Origin of the sequence: Streptomyces lateritius (assembly GCF_014649715.1) — a bacterium.
Lineage (GTDB): Bacteria > Actinomycetota > Actinomycetes > Streptomycetales > Streptomycetaceae > Streptomyces > Streptomyces lateritius.
Genome location: NZ_BMTO01000003.1, coordinates 486,602 through 502,227, shown reverse-complemented (window position 1 = coordinate 502,227; position 15,626 = coordinate 486,602). Strand labels below are relative to the sequence as shown.

Annotated in this window: 13 protein-coding genes; 6 read left to right on the top strand and 7 right to left on the bottom strand. The window is 73.4% G+C overall.

Annotated elements, in window-relative coordinates:
* Positions 1 to 20: 20 nt before the first annotated feature.
* The 3 genes from IE136_RS08590 to IE136_RS08580 form a co-directional block, all read right to left on the bottom strand.
* Positions 21 to 455, bottom strand: coding sequence for a roadblock/LC7 domain-containing protein (locus IE136_RS08590; protein ID WP_158992936.1), 435 nt, complete (start codon positions 453 to 455; stop codon positions 21 to 23).
* A complete protein-coding gene (locus IE136_RS08585) occupies positions 452 to 3,199 on the bottom strand; it encodes a sensor histidine kinase (RefSeq protein WP_189599981.1) in 2,748 nt (915 codons plus the stop codon). The genes IE136_RS08590 and IE136_RS08585 overlap by 4 nt, the downstream gene beginning before the upstream one ends.
* A gap of 299 nt (positions 3,200 to 3,498) precedes the next feature.
* The gene (locus IE136_RS08580) at positions 3,499 to 4,347 is read right to left on the bottom strand and encodes an MHYT domain-containing protein (RefSeq protein WP_189599980.1); all 849 of its coding nucleotides are present in this window, start codon (positions 4,345 to 4,347) and stop codon (positions 3,499 to 3,501) included.
* Positions 4,348 to 4,498: 151 nt separating this feature from the next.
* Here IE136_RS08580 and IE136_RS08575 point away from each other — a divergent pair, with 151 nt between their 5' ends.
* The 4 genes from IE136_RS08575 (at position 4,499) to IE136_RS08560 (ending at position 8,106) form a co-directional block, all read left to right on the top strand.
* On the top strand, positions 4,499 to 5,098 hold the full coding sequence (locus IE136_RS08575) for a class I SAM-dependent methyltransferase (RefSeq protein WP_158992930.1): 600 nt from the start codon (positions 4,499 to 4,501) through the stop codon (positions 5,096 to 5,098).
* Positions 5,099 to 5,203: 105 nt separating this feature from the next.
* Positions 5,204 to 5,548: a hypothetical protein gene (locus IE136_RS08570; protein ID WP_373309026.1), complete on the top strand. Its 345-nt coding sequence runs from the start codon at positions 5,204 to 5,206 to the stop codon at positions 5,546 to 5,548.
* 97 nt (positions 5,549 to 5,645) lie between these two features.
* The gene (locus IE136_RS08565) at positions 5,646 to 6,542 is read left to right on the top strand and encodes a hypothetical protein (protein ID WP_158992928.1); all 897 of its coding nucleotides are present in this window, start codon (positions 5,646 to 5,648) and stop codon (positions 6,540 to 6,542) included.
* Between the two features lie 181 nt (positions 6,543 to 6,723).
* Entirely contained in the window at positions 6,724 to 8,106 is a 1,383-nt protein-coding gene (locus IE136_RS08560; protein WP_189599979.1) for a tannase/feruloyl esterase family alpha/beta hydrolase, read from the top strand.
* Between the two features lie 49 nt (positions 8,107 to 8,155).
* On the opposite strand, the gene IE136_RS08555 is transcribed toward IE136_RS08560, so the two are convergent.
* From IE136_RS08555 to IE136_RS08545, 3 genes are all read right to left on the bottom strand, one after another.
* Entirely contained in the window at positions 8,156 to 8,716 is a 561-nt protein-coding gene (locus IE136_RS08555) for an MOSC domain-containing protein (protein WP_189599978.1), read from the bottom strand.
* Positions 8,717 to 8,796: 80 nt separating this feature from the next.
* Positions 8,797 to 8,979 carry a tail-anchor membrane protein gene (locus tag IE136_RS08550; RefSeq protein ID WP_189599977.1) on the bottom strand — a complete coding sequence of 61 codons (183 nt, stop codon included), beginning with the start codon at positions 8,977 to 8,979 and terminating at the stop codon, positions 8,797 to 8,799.
* Between the two features lie 37 nt (positions 8,980 to 9,016).
* Positions 9,017 to 10,096: a fatty acid desaturase family protein gene (locus tag IE136_RS08545; protein WP_189599976.1), complete on the bottom strand. Its 1,080-nt coding sequence runs from the start codon at positions 10,094 to 10,096 to the stop codon at positions 9,017 to 9,019.
* Between the two features lie 277 nt (positions 10,097 to 10,373).
* Between IE136_RS08545 and IE136_RS08540 the strand changes: the two genes are divergently transcribed.
* Together IE136_RS08540 and IE136_RS08535 are read left to right on the top strand one after the other, a co-directional pair.
* On the top strand, positions 10,374 to 13,337 hold the full coding sequence (locus tag IE136_RS08540) for an SCO1167/SCO6262 family helicase (RefSeq protein ID WP_229818717.1): 2,964 nt from the start codon (positions 10,374 to 10,376) through the stop codon (positions 13,335 to 13,337).
* Positions 13,334 to 14,752: an SWF or SNF family helicase gene (locus IE136_RS08535; RefSeq protein ID WP_373309025.1), complete on the top strand. Its 1,419-nt coding sequence runs from the start codon at positions 13,334 to 13,336 to the stop codon at positions 14,750 to 14,752. Before IE136_RS08540 ends, IE136_RS08535 begins: the two co-directional genes overlap by 4 nt.
* Here the strand turns inward: IE136_RS08535 and IE136_RS08530 are convergent.
* Positions 14,733 to 15,494, bottom strand: coding sequence for a hypothetical protein (locus IE136_RS08530; protein ID WP_158992916.1), 762 nt, complete (start codon positions 15,492 to 15,494; stop codon positions 14,733 to 14,735). The genes IE136_RS08535 and IE136_RS08530 overlap by 20 nt on opposite strands.
* Between the last annotated feature and the right edge of the window lie 132 nt (positions 15,495 to 15,626).

Below are 15,626 nucleotides of genomic sequence, written 5' to 3'. Positions count from 1 at the left end.
AGCGTCACGGGTGTCACCGGTCAGCCGGCGGCAGGCGGGGTGGCGGTGATCCGCGGCGGGGTGTGCAGATGCTCTCCGACCCGCTTCACCAAACGGGCCATCTCGTAGGCGATGAGGCCGATGTCGGCGTTGACCGAGCTGAGGACGGCGAGACAGGAGCCGTCCCCGGCGGCCGCGACGAACAGGAACCCGTCGTCCATCTCCACCATCGTCTGGCGCACACCCCCGGTGTGGAACTGGCGGCCCGCGCCCTTGGCCAGGCTGTGGAAACCGGAGGCGATGGCCGCCAGGTGCTCGGCGTCCTCCCGGCTGAGGCCGCTGGAGGAGCCGACGGCGAGACCGTCGTTGGACAGCACGACCGTGTGGCGGACCTCCCGCACCCGGACGACGAGGTCGTCGAGGAGCCAGTCGAGTTCGCCTGAGCGGTGGTGGGAGATCCTCTCGTGGTCGATCATTCCTGGTCTCCTTCACTGTCGAAGCCGGTACCGAGGGGGCGTCTGGTACCGGGGGCCGCGCCGCCGCCCCGGGTCCAGCCGTCGCGATAGGCGGTCATGCGGTCCCTTACCTGCTCGGGTGTGCGTTCGGCCGCGCCCTGGACGGACGCGGTCGGGGGTGGGTCCGCCGGGGGCGCCTCGCGCAGCTGCGGTACGAGACTGGCCTGGCGCACCCTGCGGGGCAGCTGGTCGCCGTCCCCCACGGGGGCCGACGGAGGCGGGGAGGGGTGTGCCGGGGGCGGGGGCGCAGGGCTGAGCGGAGCCGAACGGCCGCGTTGCCGCAGCGAGGTGACTCCGGCCGGCGGCTGATCGGGGGAGGCGGACTCCGGCCCGTCCGGCTCCGCCGACAGGGCGGTGATGCGCGGCGGGCGCGGCAGCGGCTGGGACGGTACGGGAGCCACCGCGGCGGGCTGCTGCCGACGGTGCTGCGCGAGCGCCGTCGTCGGCGCCGGCGGGGCTTCCTCGGCTCGCTGCGGCTCCCGCTCCCGACTCGCTCCGGAGGCGTACCCGTACCCGTACCCGTGGTCACCCCGATCCCGGTCGCCGTCACCGTGGCCATCGGCGCCGGTGTACGCGGTCTCGACCGGTCGGGGGTCGAGTGCGCTCCGTCCCGGTGGGAGTGCGCTCTGCAGGAGGTCCGTGGGCAGCAGGACGACCGCCGTCGTACCGCCGTAGGGCGAGGTGCGCAGGTGGACCTTGATGTCGTGCCGGGCGGAGAGCCGGCTGACCACGAACAGCCCGAGCCGGTCGCTGTCGAAGAGGTCGAGGGCCTCGGACTGCTCGATCCTCGTATTGGCCTCGGCGAGGCTCTCCTTGCCCATGCCGAGGCCACGGTCCTCGATCTCCAGGGCGTAGCCGTTGCCTACCGGTTCGCCGCTGATCCGCACCTTGGTGTGGGGCGGGGAGAACTGTGCGGCGTTCTCGACGAGTTCGGCCAGGAGGTGGGTGAGGTCGGCGACGGCGCCGCCGACGACGGCCGTCTCGGGGAGCCGGCGCACCTCGACGCGCGCGTAGTCCTCGATCTCGGAGACGGCGGCCCGTACGACGTTGGTCAGGGGGACCGGCATGCGCCAGGCGCGGCCGGGTGCGGCGCCGGAGAGGATGATCAGGCTCTCGGCGTGGCGTCGCATCCGTGTGGTGAGGTGGTCGAGGCGGAAGAGGTCGCCCAGCTCGTTCGGGTCGTCGGCCCGGCGCTCCATGCTGTCCAGCAGGTTGAGCTGCCGGTGGACGAGGACCTGGCTGCGGCGGGCGAGGTTGACGAAGACGCCGGAGATCCCGCTGGCGAGCTCGGCGCGTTCGACGGCGGCGGAGAGCGCGGCGCGGTGCACGGTGGTGAGCGCCTCCCCGACCTGGCCGATCTCGTCCTGCGGGGCGGGTCCCGGAGGGGCCTCGGCCAGGACGTCGATCTCCTCGCCCGCACGCAGTCGGCTCATGGCGGCGGGGAGTTGGCGCCGGGCGATCGCGAGGGCCGTGTTGCGGAGCCTGACCAGTTCGACGACCAGGGTGCGGCCGATGCGCACCGAGATGACGAGGGAGGCGGCGACGGCGGCGAGGCCGAGCAGGACCGCGGCGCCTCCCGCGCTCAGGACACCGCCGGCGAACGGGTCGGCGCGGTCGGCGGCGGCCCGGCGGGCGTCGGTCTCGATCGTGTGGAGACCACCGCGCACGACGGCGACGGCGTCGTCCCAGGAAGCGGCGGACACGGCTTGGACGGCCTTGCGGCCGGGGGTGGCGGCGCGGACGCGGTCCTCCGCCGCGGTGAGCTGCCGGTGGCCGCGCTGGGTGGTGAGCTTCTCCCAGGCGGCGCGCTCGGGCCCGCGCAGGTCGGTGGTGGCGGACTCGAGGAGGGTACGGCGGGTCTCCACGGCTCCGGTGAACTGCCGGAGCCTTTCGGGGGTGAGTTCGCCGCCGAGGTGGGCGGAGCCCAGCAGGGCGTCCTCGCGGGCGAGCATCTCGCCCGCCCGGCCGAATTCAAGGAGCACGCGCGCGTGGGAGCCGATCTCGGCGTCCTGGATGCCGGTCAGGGCGCCGCCGACGGCGAAGGCGGCGCTGATGGCAGTGGTGTATTCGGCGTACACCTGGTCCCAGTCGGCCCTGCCGCCGGCAGCGGCGGTACGCAGTCGGCTCAGACCTTCGGCCTTGGTGACGAACTGTCCGACGCGGTCGGCGACCTCTCGGGGGAGGTCGCCGGTGTGGCCGACGGTGTGCCGGTCGTCGAGGCGGAGCCGGGCGACTGCGGCGTCGGTGCGGCGTGCCTGTTCCTTGAGCTGGGTGGCGCGGCCCGTGCCGGGCGCTGCGATCTGGCGGACGGCGGCGCGGCGTTCGGCTTGGAGGGCGCGGACGGCGGCGGCGACGGGTTCGCGTATCTCGGCGTCCACCCGCTGGAGTTGGCGCAGGCGGGCGATGTCCTGGGCGGTGGTGACGGTGGCGAAGCCCCAGAGGGCGAGCAGCGACACGACGGGCACCATCAGCAGCGACACGATCTTGGCACGGACGGTACGGGGCCGCAGGCCCCGTCGGCGGGTCCCGGCCTCCGGGCTTCCCGAGGCCCCGGCGGACCGGGAGGCCTCGGGGACGGGTGGCGACGCGTCGCCGGACCGCGGCGGTTCGTCCGCGGGTGGCCCGGCGTGCGCGCGCCGCCCGCGCGCCGCCGCCTGAGGTCTCGCCGTCGTGTCGGCGTCCTGGGTCCTGCGGGGAGTTCGCATGGCCTCCTCGTTCCGGCTGCGTCTGTCCTGGTGCTGTGCGGGGTGCGTGGTGAGTGGTGCGGGTGCGTGCCGTGTCGTGCGATGTGCTCGGTTCGACTGCTTCGGGGACGGGGAGTCCCGCCTGGGCCGTGTCCGTGAAGTCCCGCCTGGCCCGCGACGCCTGGCACGCACGCTCGCCGCGTTGTCGGGATCACCCGAGTACGCCCCGTACGAGGGCGGCCCTCCGCCTTCTCGATCGCACGCACCGGACGCCGCGGGCCCTGCCCTGCGGGCAGACGGCGCTACTTTCCGGACACGACCTAGGCAGGACGTGCCGCCGGTGGTGCAGACGGTGCCGACGGCGTCTGGTGGAAGCCGGGCGGAGCCACGTCCACGGCACGGTCGTCGGGCTCGGTGAGCCGTTCCGCCGAGGCGTAGGCGGCGCGTTCCTTGGCGGTCGGAGAGAGCGCCACGAAGGCCGAGGTGATGAAGAGGTAGGAGCCGAGGCCCACGGCGAGGGGGAAGATGAACTGCATCGCCGAGGCTCCGGAGAGCGTCGTGTTTGCGGGGACGACATCGACCCGTACGGCGAACATGCCGGTGTAGTGCATGCTGCTGACGGCCGCTCCCATCACCAGGGAGGCCGTGGCGACGGCGGTCGGCGCGTGGATGTTGAGCGCGGCCCACAGCGCGGCCGTCGCGGCTACGACCGCGATGACGACGGAGAGCGCAACGAGGACGGGTTCGTACCGCACCTGGCCGTGCAGCCGCAGCGCGGCCATGCCCATGTAGTGCATCGACGCGACGCCGACCCCGGTCGTGAGCCCGCCGATCAGGAGTGAGCGGAACCGGTCCCGGCCGTACCCGACGGCGAAGACGCCAGCCCCGACGACGGCCATGGCGATGAGCAGACTGAGGATGGTGAGGGGAACGTCGTAGCGGATGTCGGTCCCGGTGACGCCGAAACCGAGCATCGCGACGAAGTGCATCGTCCAGATGCCGGTGCCGATCGCGGAGGCGGCGGTGAGCAGCCAGTTGCGTCGTGATCGTCCGTTCGCATCGAGCGCGCGGACGGTGCAGCGCAGCCCGAGGGCCGCGCCTATGCAGGCCATCGCGTACGACAGCACAGGTGTCAGCCAGCCGAAGGTGGCGTGGTCCAGGTGTCCCATGACCCAGGGACGCTAGTCCGGACAAGGGGGCGCATCAGGGGCGCATTTCGAAAGCTGATGGAATATGACACAGAGATGTTCCAGAACGATCGTGCCGCGCTCGAACGTGTGCGCAGAACGTTCACCCCTGAGGCTGAGGCATCATGCACGCATGAGCGATGACCCCACCCATGTCCAGGAGTTCTTCGGCTCCCGCGCCGCCGACTGGGACGCCCGCTTCCCCGACGACGGTCCCGCCTACGCCGCGGCGGTCGCCGATCTCGGGCTGCGTCCGGGCGGCACCGTGCTCGACGCGGGCTGCGGCACGGGGCGCGCACTCCCGGCGCTGCGCGAGGCCGTGGGGCACGGAGGAACCGTCATCGGCGCCGACCTGACGCCCGAGATGCTCGACGAGGCGGTACGGGCCGGGCGCGACAGGTCCGCGACGCTGCTCCTGACGGACGTCGCCAGGCTCCCGCTGCGCGACGGCGCGCTCGACTCCGTCTTCGGGGCCGGGCTCATCTCCCACCTGGCGGACCCGGCCGAGAACCTGCGCGAACTGGCCCGGGTCGTGCGCCACGGTGGACAACTGGCCCTCTTCCACCCGATCGGCCGGGCCGCCCTCGCCGCCCGCCACGGACGGCAGATCACCGAGGACGACCTGCGCGCCGAACCCCGCCTTCGCCCCCTTCTGGCCGCGTCCGGCTGGCGGATGGTCCGTTACGTGGACGAGGACGACCGTTACCTGGTGCTCGCGGTTCGAGAGGGCTGAAGCAGCAGTAACGCAAGCAAGACGCCCGCCGCACCCTTCTGTCCCGGCACTTCCGTGTCTACCGTGGAAGTGCCGGGCAGCCGTGTCCGGGAGAGGCGGCAGGCCATGGCCCGTATGCGAGCGCTACTCCGCACCCTCCTGCCGACCGCACGGCGAGCGCCGGACCAGTCCCGTACGCGGCCGCGGAAGGCTCCCCGGGGGCGTCGGCCGCACAACATCTTCGAGGCGGCGGCGACCTATGTGGTCGGCTGCGTGGAGGAGGACCAGGACCAGATCGACGAGGCCGTCACCTGGGTCCAGCCGGAGGCGCTCTCCTTCGGCGTCAACGAGCTGGCCTGCCGGGCCGTGATCGCGCTCGCACGCGAGCGTGACCAGTCCCCGCGTACCGTGGCCCGGTCGCTGCTCGGGCTCCCGGAATTCTCAGGGGGCTCAGAAGCCCCCGAGGCCTGAGCGTACGGAATCGGCCGCACCACTTACGGCCGGAGACTCTCGACGTGTGGGTTACCCACTGGTTAAGGTGCGCCGACGACCAGATGGGGAGGCTGCCGTGGGTGGGACGGACCGTACCGCCGAGAACGCCGCAGAGGCCGGCGGCATCGACGGCACCGACGACGACGCGTTGTACGTGCTGACGGCGGTGCTGCTGACGCCCGCGCAGTTCCCGAGCGTCCTGGGCGACGACTATCCGGCGGCGTGCGCGGCGCTGGACCTGGAACCGTACGCCGAGGGGTACGGGCTCGTGCTCGGCCAGGACGGCGCGGGCGCCCGGTGGACCGTGATCGTCGACGACGTGTCGCTCGTCGCGGTGGCCATCGCCTCCTGGGACTGCGGGATGGAGTACGAGCTCTCCCCCGACGAGCGCTCGGTCGTGGCCGCGCTCCCCGGCTGGCCGCTCGCGGTGGCCTCGGCCGCCCCCGACCTCCCCGCCCCGCACGACCCGGAGCCGGAGGAGGGCGACCGCGCCCCGCTGGCCCCTCCGTCCGCCGACACCTGGGGGCCCGCGCAGCGGCGTCTCGGCGCCGACGAGGTCGCGTTGCAGTGGGCCGCCTGGCGGTCCCAGATGGACGACGAGGGCACCGTCGACAGCGACACGGAAGCAGGCCCGGGCACAGGCACAGACGCAGGCACAGACGCAGGCTCGGACCGTCCGCACGACCCACAGGAGCCGCACGACCCGTACGACGGTGTCCGCCGCGCTCTCGCCGAACTGCGCGGGTATCTGGAAGAGCCACCCCCGGTCGGCCGGGTGCGGTCCAGCTTCGCCGCAGGCGGGGCGCGGATGCTCCGCGCGGACGGCCCCGGCTGGTCGCTGGTGGCACGGACCGACGACATGGCCTTCGTCCTCCTGGACGACGAGCCCCGCGAGGTCCTCCCCGTGGCTCGTGGTACGAAGCTGCCCGCCCTCCTGGAGGCGCTGGACGCGATGGCGGTGCGCCCCTCCTGACCCGGACGCCGCAGGGCGACACGGACCACCCGCCGGGCCCAGCGAGCCACACCGGCCAAGCGAGCGCGCGAGCCACACGGGCCAGAGACCCGAGGTGTGGTCCGGGACCATGGCCGCGCGGAAGGAGTGCCCCGCACGATGTGCGGCGAACCCCCTTTCCCTCGTCCACCGGAGGCCGTCCATGCGCCTGTTCCGAGGCGTCCCGTTGCTCGCCGTGCTCCTGACCGGGCTGACCGCCGTCGGCCCCGCCACTCCGGCGGGGGCCGAGCCCGCCCCGCCGGGCCCCTGTGCGGCGCTGCCCCGGATCGATGTCCCCGGCGCGGAACACCAGCGGACCGCCTGTCTCGGTGATCTGACGACGACGGGCCTCGCGGGCACTGCGTACACCGACATGGCCGACCAGGCCGGTCTCTCCGCGAAGGGCACCAGGAACCCGTCCGGCGTGCCAGGTCTGCAGATCGACGGTTACTTCCCCGACGAGTCACACCTCAACGCCACACACGGCTGGGCGCACGACGCCCAGTTCGTGATCCGGCTGCCCGAGAACTGGAACGGCGGTCTGGTCGTCACCGGCGCCCCCGGCACCCGGCGGCAGTACTCCACCGACACGCTCATCTCCGACCACGTCCTCGCCCAGGGCTTCGCGTACGCCGCCACCGACAAAGGGAACACCGGACCGGACTTCTTCACCGACGGACGTCGGCCCGGCGACGCGGTCGCCGAGTGGAACCACCGGGTGACCGAGCTGACCCGTGCGGCCAAGAAGGTCGTACGGCAGCGCTACGGCCGGGCCCCGCAGCGCACGTACATGACGGGCGTCTCCAACGCCGGCTATCTCACCCGCTGGCAACTGGAGAACCGCCCCGAGCTCTACGACGGCGGGGTCGACTGGGAGGGGGTCCTGTGGACGACCCGTGGGCCCAACCTGCTGACGAGTCTGCCGGTGACCGTCGCCCGGTCCCTCGGGCAAGCGGCTGACGAGGACCTGATCGACGCCGGTTTCGCACCGGGCTCACGCTTCCTGTGGCCTTACCACGAGAAGGCGTACTGGGGGCTGACGCAGAAGATCTTCCGGGCCGAGTTCGACCCGTCGTACGACCCGGGCTGTCCGGGCTCCACAGCCGGTTCGACGGTCGAGCGGATCCTCGCCGCGTGCGCCTCGGACGCCTCGTACGACTACGGCTCACGACCCGCGTCCGTGCACCGGGCGGTCGCGAAGGTCGCGTTGACCGGCCGGATCGGCAAGCCGCTGATCACGCTCCACGGCGACCTCGACACGCTGCTGCCCATCGCGACCGACTCCGACGTGTACGCGCGGATGATCGACGACCGCGGCCGGGGCGGCCTGCACCGGTACTACACCGTTCAGGACGGCACGCACACCGACGGCCTGTACGACACCTACCCGGACCGGCTGCGGCCGATCCTGCCCTGCTATCGCTCGGCCTTCGCGGCACTCACCCAGTGGGTCGAGGAGGGTACGGCTCCGCCCGCGGACCGCACGATCGCACGGCCGGCGGGCGGTGACGTGGTCAACTCCTGCGCGCTGGAGGGGCGGAGCTGAGGCGCCGCACGCTGAGCTCCGCACGCAGGAGCGGTGGCGGAGCCGAGGCTCAGACCATCTCCAGGGGACAGTGCGGCCCGGCCGGGAGCTCGATCGCGACCGGGTCGCCGGGCCGCACCACTCCGCCGGTGAGCACGATGCTCATGATCCCGGCCTTGCGGACGATCTGCCCGTTCTCGTCGCGACCGAGGACCTTCTTGAGCAGCCCGTGCCGAAATTTGTCGATCTGAGCGCAAGGGTTGCGCAGTCCTGTGACCTCCACGACCGCTTCGGCGCCGAGACGCAGCCGGGTGCCGGTCGGCAGGGCGAGGAGGTCGATGCCTCGGGTCGTGATGTTCTCGCCGAGATCGCCGGGGGTGACCTCGAAGCCTGAACCGGCGACCTCGTCGAAGAGCTCCGCGTGGATGAGATGGACCTGCCGCAGGTTCGGCACCGTCGGGTCCTTCGCCACGCGAGAGCGGTGCTTGACCGTGACGCCCGCGTGGACGTCCCCCTCCACGCCGAGCCCGGCGAGCAGCGTGATGCCGTCCCGGTTCGGCTTGGTGAACGAGTACACGCCGTTGCTGCTGACCGCCGTGACCGTACCGCCCACGCCTCGGTCCGTGCTCATGACGCGCAGCTCCCCTCTCCCGAACAGATGATCACCTCCGACCCTACGACACGGTCTCTCGCCCGGGATCAACCCTTCCGTCAGCGGTCGATCTGCTTGCGCGAGACCCTGCGCAGCCTGCGCCGCTGGCTCGGGTCCAGGGCCAGGTAGGCCACGGCGGGCACACCGAGCATCACCAGCAGTGACATCCAGAACCCGATCAGGGGCATCAGGAGAAGGCCTACGGCCACTCCTCCGATCACCAGTTTGGTCCGTGCCGTCATGGGTGACGCCTCCTTCTCGGGCGGGGGTACGGGGCCGTCAGGCCGCCGTACGGAGCGGCTCGCCGACCTCGTGCAGGTGGCCCAGCGCCTGCCGGTAGGACTCGATGAAGCCGGTCTCCGTGTACGGGATACCCAGTGTGCGGCAGTGCGCACGCACGGCGGGCTGGGCGAGGCGCAGATGAGGCCGGGGCATGCTCGGGAAGAGGTGGTGCTCGATCTGGTAGTTCAGGCCGCCCAGGAACCAGTCGGTCAGGACGCCGCCACGGATGTTGCGCGAGGTGAGCACCTGCCGGCGCAGGTGGCCCCAGCTGTCGCCGTCCGGGTGTGCGCCCGGCATCTCCATGCCCTTGTGGTTGGGGGCGAAGGCCAGACCCAGGTGGAGTCCGAGGAGCATCTGGTGGACGAGGGCGAAGAGGAGCGCCTGGCCGACGGTGAGGGTGACCAGAAGCAGGGTCGCGTAGCCGACGACGTGGGCGAGCAGCAGGGCGCCCTCGACGAGCCGCTCACGCCGGGTGCGGAACGGCCCGCCCTTGGAGAACAGGGCCTGGAATCCGTACACCTTGAGAGCGATGCCCTCGAGGGTGGTCAGCGGGAAGAACAGCCACGCCTGGTGGCGGGTGAGCCAGCCGCGCACCCCGGTCCGGCCTGCGGTCTGGTGCTGGGCGAACACGAGGATGTCGGCCGCCACGTCCGGGTCCTTTTCCAGGTGGTTGGGGTTGGCGTGGTGGCGGTTGTGCTTGTCGTTCCACCACTCCTGGCTCATGCCGAGCAGGAGGTCGGCGTGGACGAGCTGGATGATCCGGTTGCGCCTCCGGTCGCCGCTGATCTGCGCGTGGCCGGCGTCGTGTCCGACGAAGGCGGCGCGCGCGGAGAGCAGCGCGAGAGGGACGGCGAGGAGGAGCGCCCACCAGGAGGGACCGAGCAGCACCAGAGCGGCGACGACGGCGGCGAAGCCGAGGAAGTTGACGGCCATCCCGCGTGCGTACCAGCCGGCCCGGCGCTCGAGGAGCCCCTGCTCCTTGACGGTGCGCAGGAGCGGGGCGAACTCGCTGCCGCCCCCTCTCCTGACGGTGGTGCTCCGATCGGGCGCCGTGAGCGTGGCGGGGGCCTGTGGCATGGCGGTCTCCGGTGTCCGTGGGCGGGGCCCGGACGCGGTCCGCCCGGATTCCTTCGAACCTACGGATCGGTGATCGTGCGCGGCCATGGCGTCATCCCCCGGGGTTCCGGGGGGCTTGCCCAGGGGCGGGGGTGGGGCTGGCTCCCCCCGGACGGGGCCGGAGGAAGAGCGAGGTGATCCAGGTCACGGCGGCTCGCGGGGCGGGAGGGGGGTCTCGTCAGGTACCCTCGGCCGCTCGGCCCAGTAGTCAAATTTGAGGAATGTGTTGTCGCCGTCTTTGAGACTCGATGAACTCGTCCGCCGCTCCGCCGTCTTCCTGCCCTCCGATCCGCCCCGCGCCGGCCGGATCGCCTTCTGGCCGAGGGACCGGCGGACGGACCGGCCGACAGGCCCGTGGACGGACGAGTGCCCGGACCAGTGGACGGAGGCCGGGCCGGAAGAGCTGACGGTGGTGGGCGACGACGTCCGCCCCCACACCGTCCCCGCGCTTCTGCTTCCCGTACGGGACGCCCTGCCGGCCCTCACGCGCGCCCGCTTCTCCGAGCACTCCTCCCCCGCGACCGCCTTCTGGGGCGCCGCCGCCCTCTTCGCCCTGCAGCTCGTGGCGAAGGGCTTGCTCCTGCCCGGTCTCACCGCCACCGACCGCGACGCGTGGCGTGCCGGGCCGCTGGGCCCCGACGAACTGGGAGAGCTGCGGACGCTCGCCGCTTCGATGCCCCCGTCGGCCCACGCCGTACCCGTCGCCGGCGAAGGGGAGTTGCTGCTGCCCGAGCCCGAGGGGCTGCTGCGCGCCTTCGTGGACGCCGTCGTGGACGGCCTGCCGCGCACCCCGGCCGCGCCCCTCGCCGCGGGCGGGCCCGCCTTCGCCGCGGACGCGCCGCAGGAGCTGCCCGGACAGCGGGCGTGGGCGGCGGACGTGGCGGCGGGCCACGACGCGGGCGTACGGCTCTCGCTGCGCGTCGAACTACCGGGGCTGACCGCGCGCGAGGCGCCGGCCTTCCGTGCCGTGCTCCAGATGCACAGCGTCAGCGACCCGGCCCTGGTCGTGGACGCGGCCGACGTGTGGGCCGGATCCGGTCCGGTCGGCGGCGCGTTCGGGCCCCGCGCCCGGATGGACGCGCTGCTCGCCCTCCGCCGCGCCGCCCGTGCCTGGCCACCGCTGACCCCGCTCCTCACGGCGGCCGTCCCCGACGCCGTCGAGCTGGCCGATGAGGAGATCACGGAGCTGCTCGGCCCGGCGGCACGGGCCCTGAGCGCCACGGGCGTGCAGGTCCACTGGCCGCGCGACCTGGCGCACCGGCTCACGTCCCGCGTGCTGATCGGCCCCGCGGACGAGGAAGGGACCCCCCGGACCAGGGAGGCAACCTCCACCGAGGCGTACCCGGACGCCGGCTCGTACGAAGACCCCGGCCGGCGCACCGAGAGTGAAGGCGACACACGCCCCACCACCGATCACCGTTCCTCCGAGCTGCCCTCGTTCCTCTCCGCCGACGCGCTGCTCGCCTTCAACTGGCGGTTCGCCATCGGCGACCAGGAGCTGACGAGGGCTGAGCTGGACCGGCTCGCCGAGGCCGACCGGCCGGTGGTCCGGCTGCGCGACCAGTGGGTGCTGGTCGACCCGGCCGAGGTGCGCCGTGCCCGCCAGGCCCAGGACCGCAAGCTCACGCCCGTCGACGCGCTCGGCGCCGTCCTCACCGGCACGACCGAGGTCGACGGCCGACGGGTCGAGGTGCAGGCCACGGGCGCGCTCGAACGGCTGCGCGCCCGCCTCACCGACCCCGAGGGCGGCCCGCAGGAGGTCGGCCCGCCCGCCGCGCTCGCCGCGACGCTCCGCGACTACCAGTTGCGCGGCCTGAACTGGCTGCACCGGATGACCTCCCTGGGCCTCGGCGGCTGCCTCGCCGACGACATGGGCCTGGGCAAGACGATCACGCTCATCGCGCTCCACCTGCACCGGCAGGGCGATCCCTCCACCGCGGGTCCGACCCTCGTCGTCTGCCCCACCTCCCTCATGGGCAACTGGCAGCGGGAGATCGAGAAGTTCGCGCCCGACACGCCCGTACGCCGCTTCCACGGACCGGACCGTGCCCTGGACGACCTGGCGGAAGGAGAGTTCGTCCTCACCACGTACGGCACCATGCGGCTCGACACGGAGAAACTGGCGCGGATCCCGTGGGGCATGGTCGTGGCGGACGAGGCCCAGCACGTCAAGAACCCGTACTCGTCCACGGCCCGGCAGCTGCGCACCATCGGCGCCAAGGCGCGCGTCGCCCTGACCGGCACGCCCGTCGAGAACAACCTCTCCGAGCTGTGGGCGATCCTCGACTGGACCACGCCCGGCCTGCTCGGCCGGCTGGGCACCTTCCGCTCCCGCCACGCCTCGGCCGTTGAGGGCGGTGAGGACCCGGCCGCCGCCGCACGCCTGTCCGCGCTCGTCCGCCCGTTCCTGCTGCGCCGCCGCAAGTCGGACCCCGGCATCGCACCCGAACTGCCGCCGAAGACGGAGACCGACCGTGCCGTCTCCCTGACGAAGGAGCAGACGGCGCTCTACGAGGCGGTGGTGCGGGAGACCCTCGCGGCGATCGCCGAGGCCGGCGGCATGGAGCGCCGCGGTCTGGTGGTGAAGCTGCTGACCGGCCTCAAGCAGATCTGCAACCACCCCGCCCAGTACCTGAAGGAGGAACGCCCGCGGATCGAGGGCCGTTCGGAGAAGCTGGAACTCCTCGACGAGCTCCTCGACACGATCCTCGCGGAGGACGGAAGCGTGCTGGTCTTCACCCAGTACGTGCGGATGGCGCGGCTGCTCGAACGGCATCTGGCGGCGCGCGGTGTACGGACCCAGTTCCTGCACGGCGGTACGCCGGTGGCCGAGCGCGAGGCGATGGTCGCCCGCTTCCAGGACGGCGACGTGCCGGTCTTCCTGCTCTCGCTCAAGGCGGCGGGCACCGGTCTCAACCTCACCCGGGCCGGCCATGTCGTGCACTACGACCGCTGGTGGAACCCGGCGGTGGAGGCCCAGGCCACCGACCGGGCGTACCGCATCGGGCAGACCCAGCCGGTCCAGGTCCACCGGCTGATCGCCGAGGGCACGATCGAGGACCGGATCGCCGCCATGCTGCTGCGCAAGCGGGAGTTGGCCGACGCCGTGCTCGGCGGAGGCGAGGCGGCACTGACCGAACTGACCGATGCCGAGCTGGCGGATCTGGTCCAGCTGCGAGGGGATGGAGGGGCCGGCCGATGAGCGCGTACGACGGCATGCACGACGACGAGCGGAACGAGGAGCGGAGGGACGGGCGTAACGGGCGGGACGAGGAGCGGACTTTCGCCGCGCTGCCGCCCGCTCGTGGCGCGGCCTTCGCCCGGACCTGGTGGGGCCGTGCGTGGCTGAAGGCGCTCGAGGACACCGCCCTCGACGGCGAGCAGCTGAAGAAGGGGCGCCGGCACGCGCGAGCGGGCGCGGTGGGTGCGGTCTCGGTACGGCCGGGCCGGATCACGGCGGTCGTCAAGGACCGCGACGGCACCGCGTACCGCAGCGATGTGCTGCTGCAGGAGCTGTCGGAGGCGGAGTGGGACCGGCTCCTGGACCTGGCGGTGGAGAGCGCGGGGCACATCGCGGCCCTGCTCGACCATGAGATGCCACCGCACCTGGTGGAGGACGCGGCCGCCGCGGGGCTCGAACTGCTGCCGGGCATCGGCGACCTGGAGCCCGAGTGCGGCTGTGAGGCCTGGGACCACTGCCCGCACACGGCGGCGCTCTGCTACGAGGTGGCGCGGCTGCTCGACGAGGACCCGTTCGTGCTGCTGCTGATGCGGGGGCGCGGCGAGCGGGCGCTCCTGGCGGCGCTGCAGGAACGCAGCGCCGCCGGGGAACGTGCCGCCCGGGAACGTGCCGCTGGAGAGGGGTCCGTGGGGAATGGATCCGTTGTGGAGGGGGTGAGCGCCGAGGAGGCGTTCGCCGCGCGGGACATCCTGCCGCCGCTGCCCCTCCCGCCCACGCTGCCGCCGGCCCCGGGCGAGCCGCCGTCACTCGACACCGAGACGGCTCCGGAGCCCGGCCTCGATCCGGCGGCGCTGCGGTTCCTGGCGGCGGACGCGGCCGCCCGGGCGCACCGGATGCTGGCCGAGGCCCTCGCTCCGGGCCACGCGCCTGCCGAAACGCCCCTGAGGGCCGATCAGGACGCGGTGCGTCTGGCCGCGGGGGCGCCCCCGCCGTGGATCGCCGAGCGGCTGGCCGCCGGTTCCGGGCGGCGTCGGGCGGAGCTGGACCTCGCCACGCGCGCGTGGCGGTTCGGAGGTGCGGCCGCCCTCTCCGTGCTGGAGGAGGAGTGGAAGCCCGGCCGCGAGGCGACGGTCCGGGCGGGGGCGGTGCTCGCGGAGGCCTGGGAGGAGGCCGAGCGGCCGGTGCTGAGGCCGGCCGGGGCCGGGCGCTGGACGGTGGTCGGCGCGGACGCGCAGCTGCGGGTGGGCGCGGACGGTCGCTGGTGGCCCTACCGCAAGGAACGGGGCGCCTGGGTGCCGGCCGGCCCGGCGGACCCGGACCCGGCCGCCGCGCTCGCGGGTCTCTCGGAGGGGGAGGGCGTGGACGAGGCGGGCGTCAGGGCGGGTGACGAGGCCGGGGTCGTGCGCGCCGGAACCGTCACAGGAGCGGGGCCGTGAGCTTCGGTCCGGAGCCGCCCGGCGCGGCGCCGCCTGAGTACACGGCGAGGCTGCAGGCCACGGTGTCGGACCCGAGGAGATAGCCGCTGCGGTACGGGTACTGGACGAACGTGGTCCAGCGCGTGCCGCTCGGCTGCTCCGCGGCCTTGGTACGCAGCGGCGCCCGGCACAGCTCCGCCGCCGCGTCCCGTACGTCCTCGTCGGTGCGCGGCTGGCCGGTGAGCCGCAGGACGGCGACGAGCTGGGCGTCGTGCGCGCGGTGACAGTCGCGTCGGACGACGGTGCCAGGAGCGTCCCGGTCGATGTCGAAGCACTCCCCCACCACGAGCCGCTGGTAGGGGACGGCCGGGCCGGTGGCGGGCCCGGTGGTCCCGGCGGCGCCGGGAAGGGACGAGGTGGGAACGGGCGCGGCGGGAGCCGGTGACGTGGACGGGGTCGACGTTGAGCCGGGCCCGGGCCCCGTCGGAACCGGTGCGGCGGGCACGGACGCCGCGGAGGCGGCCCCGGTGGGGATGGGCGAGGGCCGGCGCACGTCGATCCCGCCCTGGGGCCCGGCCTGTTGGGCGCCGGCCTGCGCGTTCCCGGCGCCGGCGGCCGCACGGACCGGCTTCGGGTCGTCCGACGGCCGCAGCTCCTCCCCGGTCCCGTGGCGGCCGACGATCACGACGGCCGCCACGAGCAGGAGCATCGGCACGACGAAGTACCGGAAGGACGACGACAGGTCGGCGGAGAGCGGGGACATGGTGACCAGGGTCACCCGCCGACAGCCGGCCGGACGACCGACGGCGTTGCATTGAGGGCAAGTTGCAGCACGGCCCGTACAGAACTGTGACAGAGTTCGTCCGCCCACCCGTCGCTCACTCTCTCCCTGCCG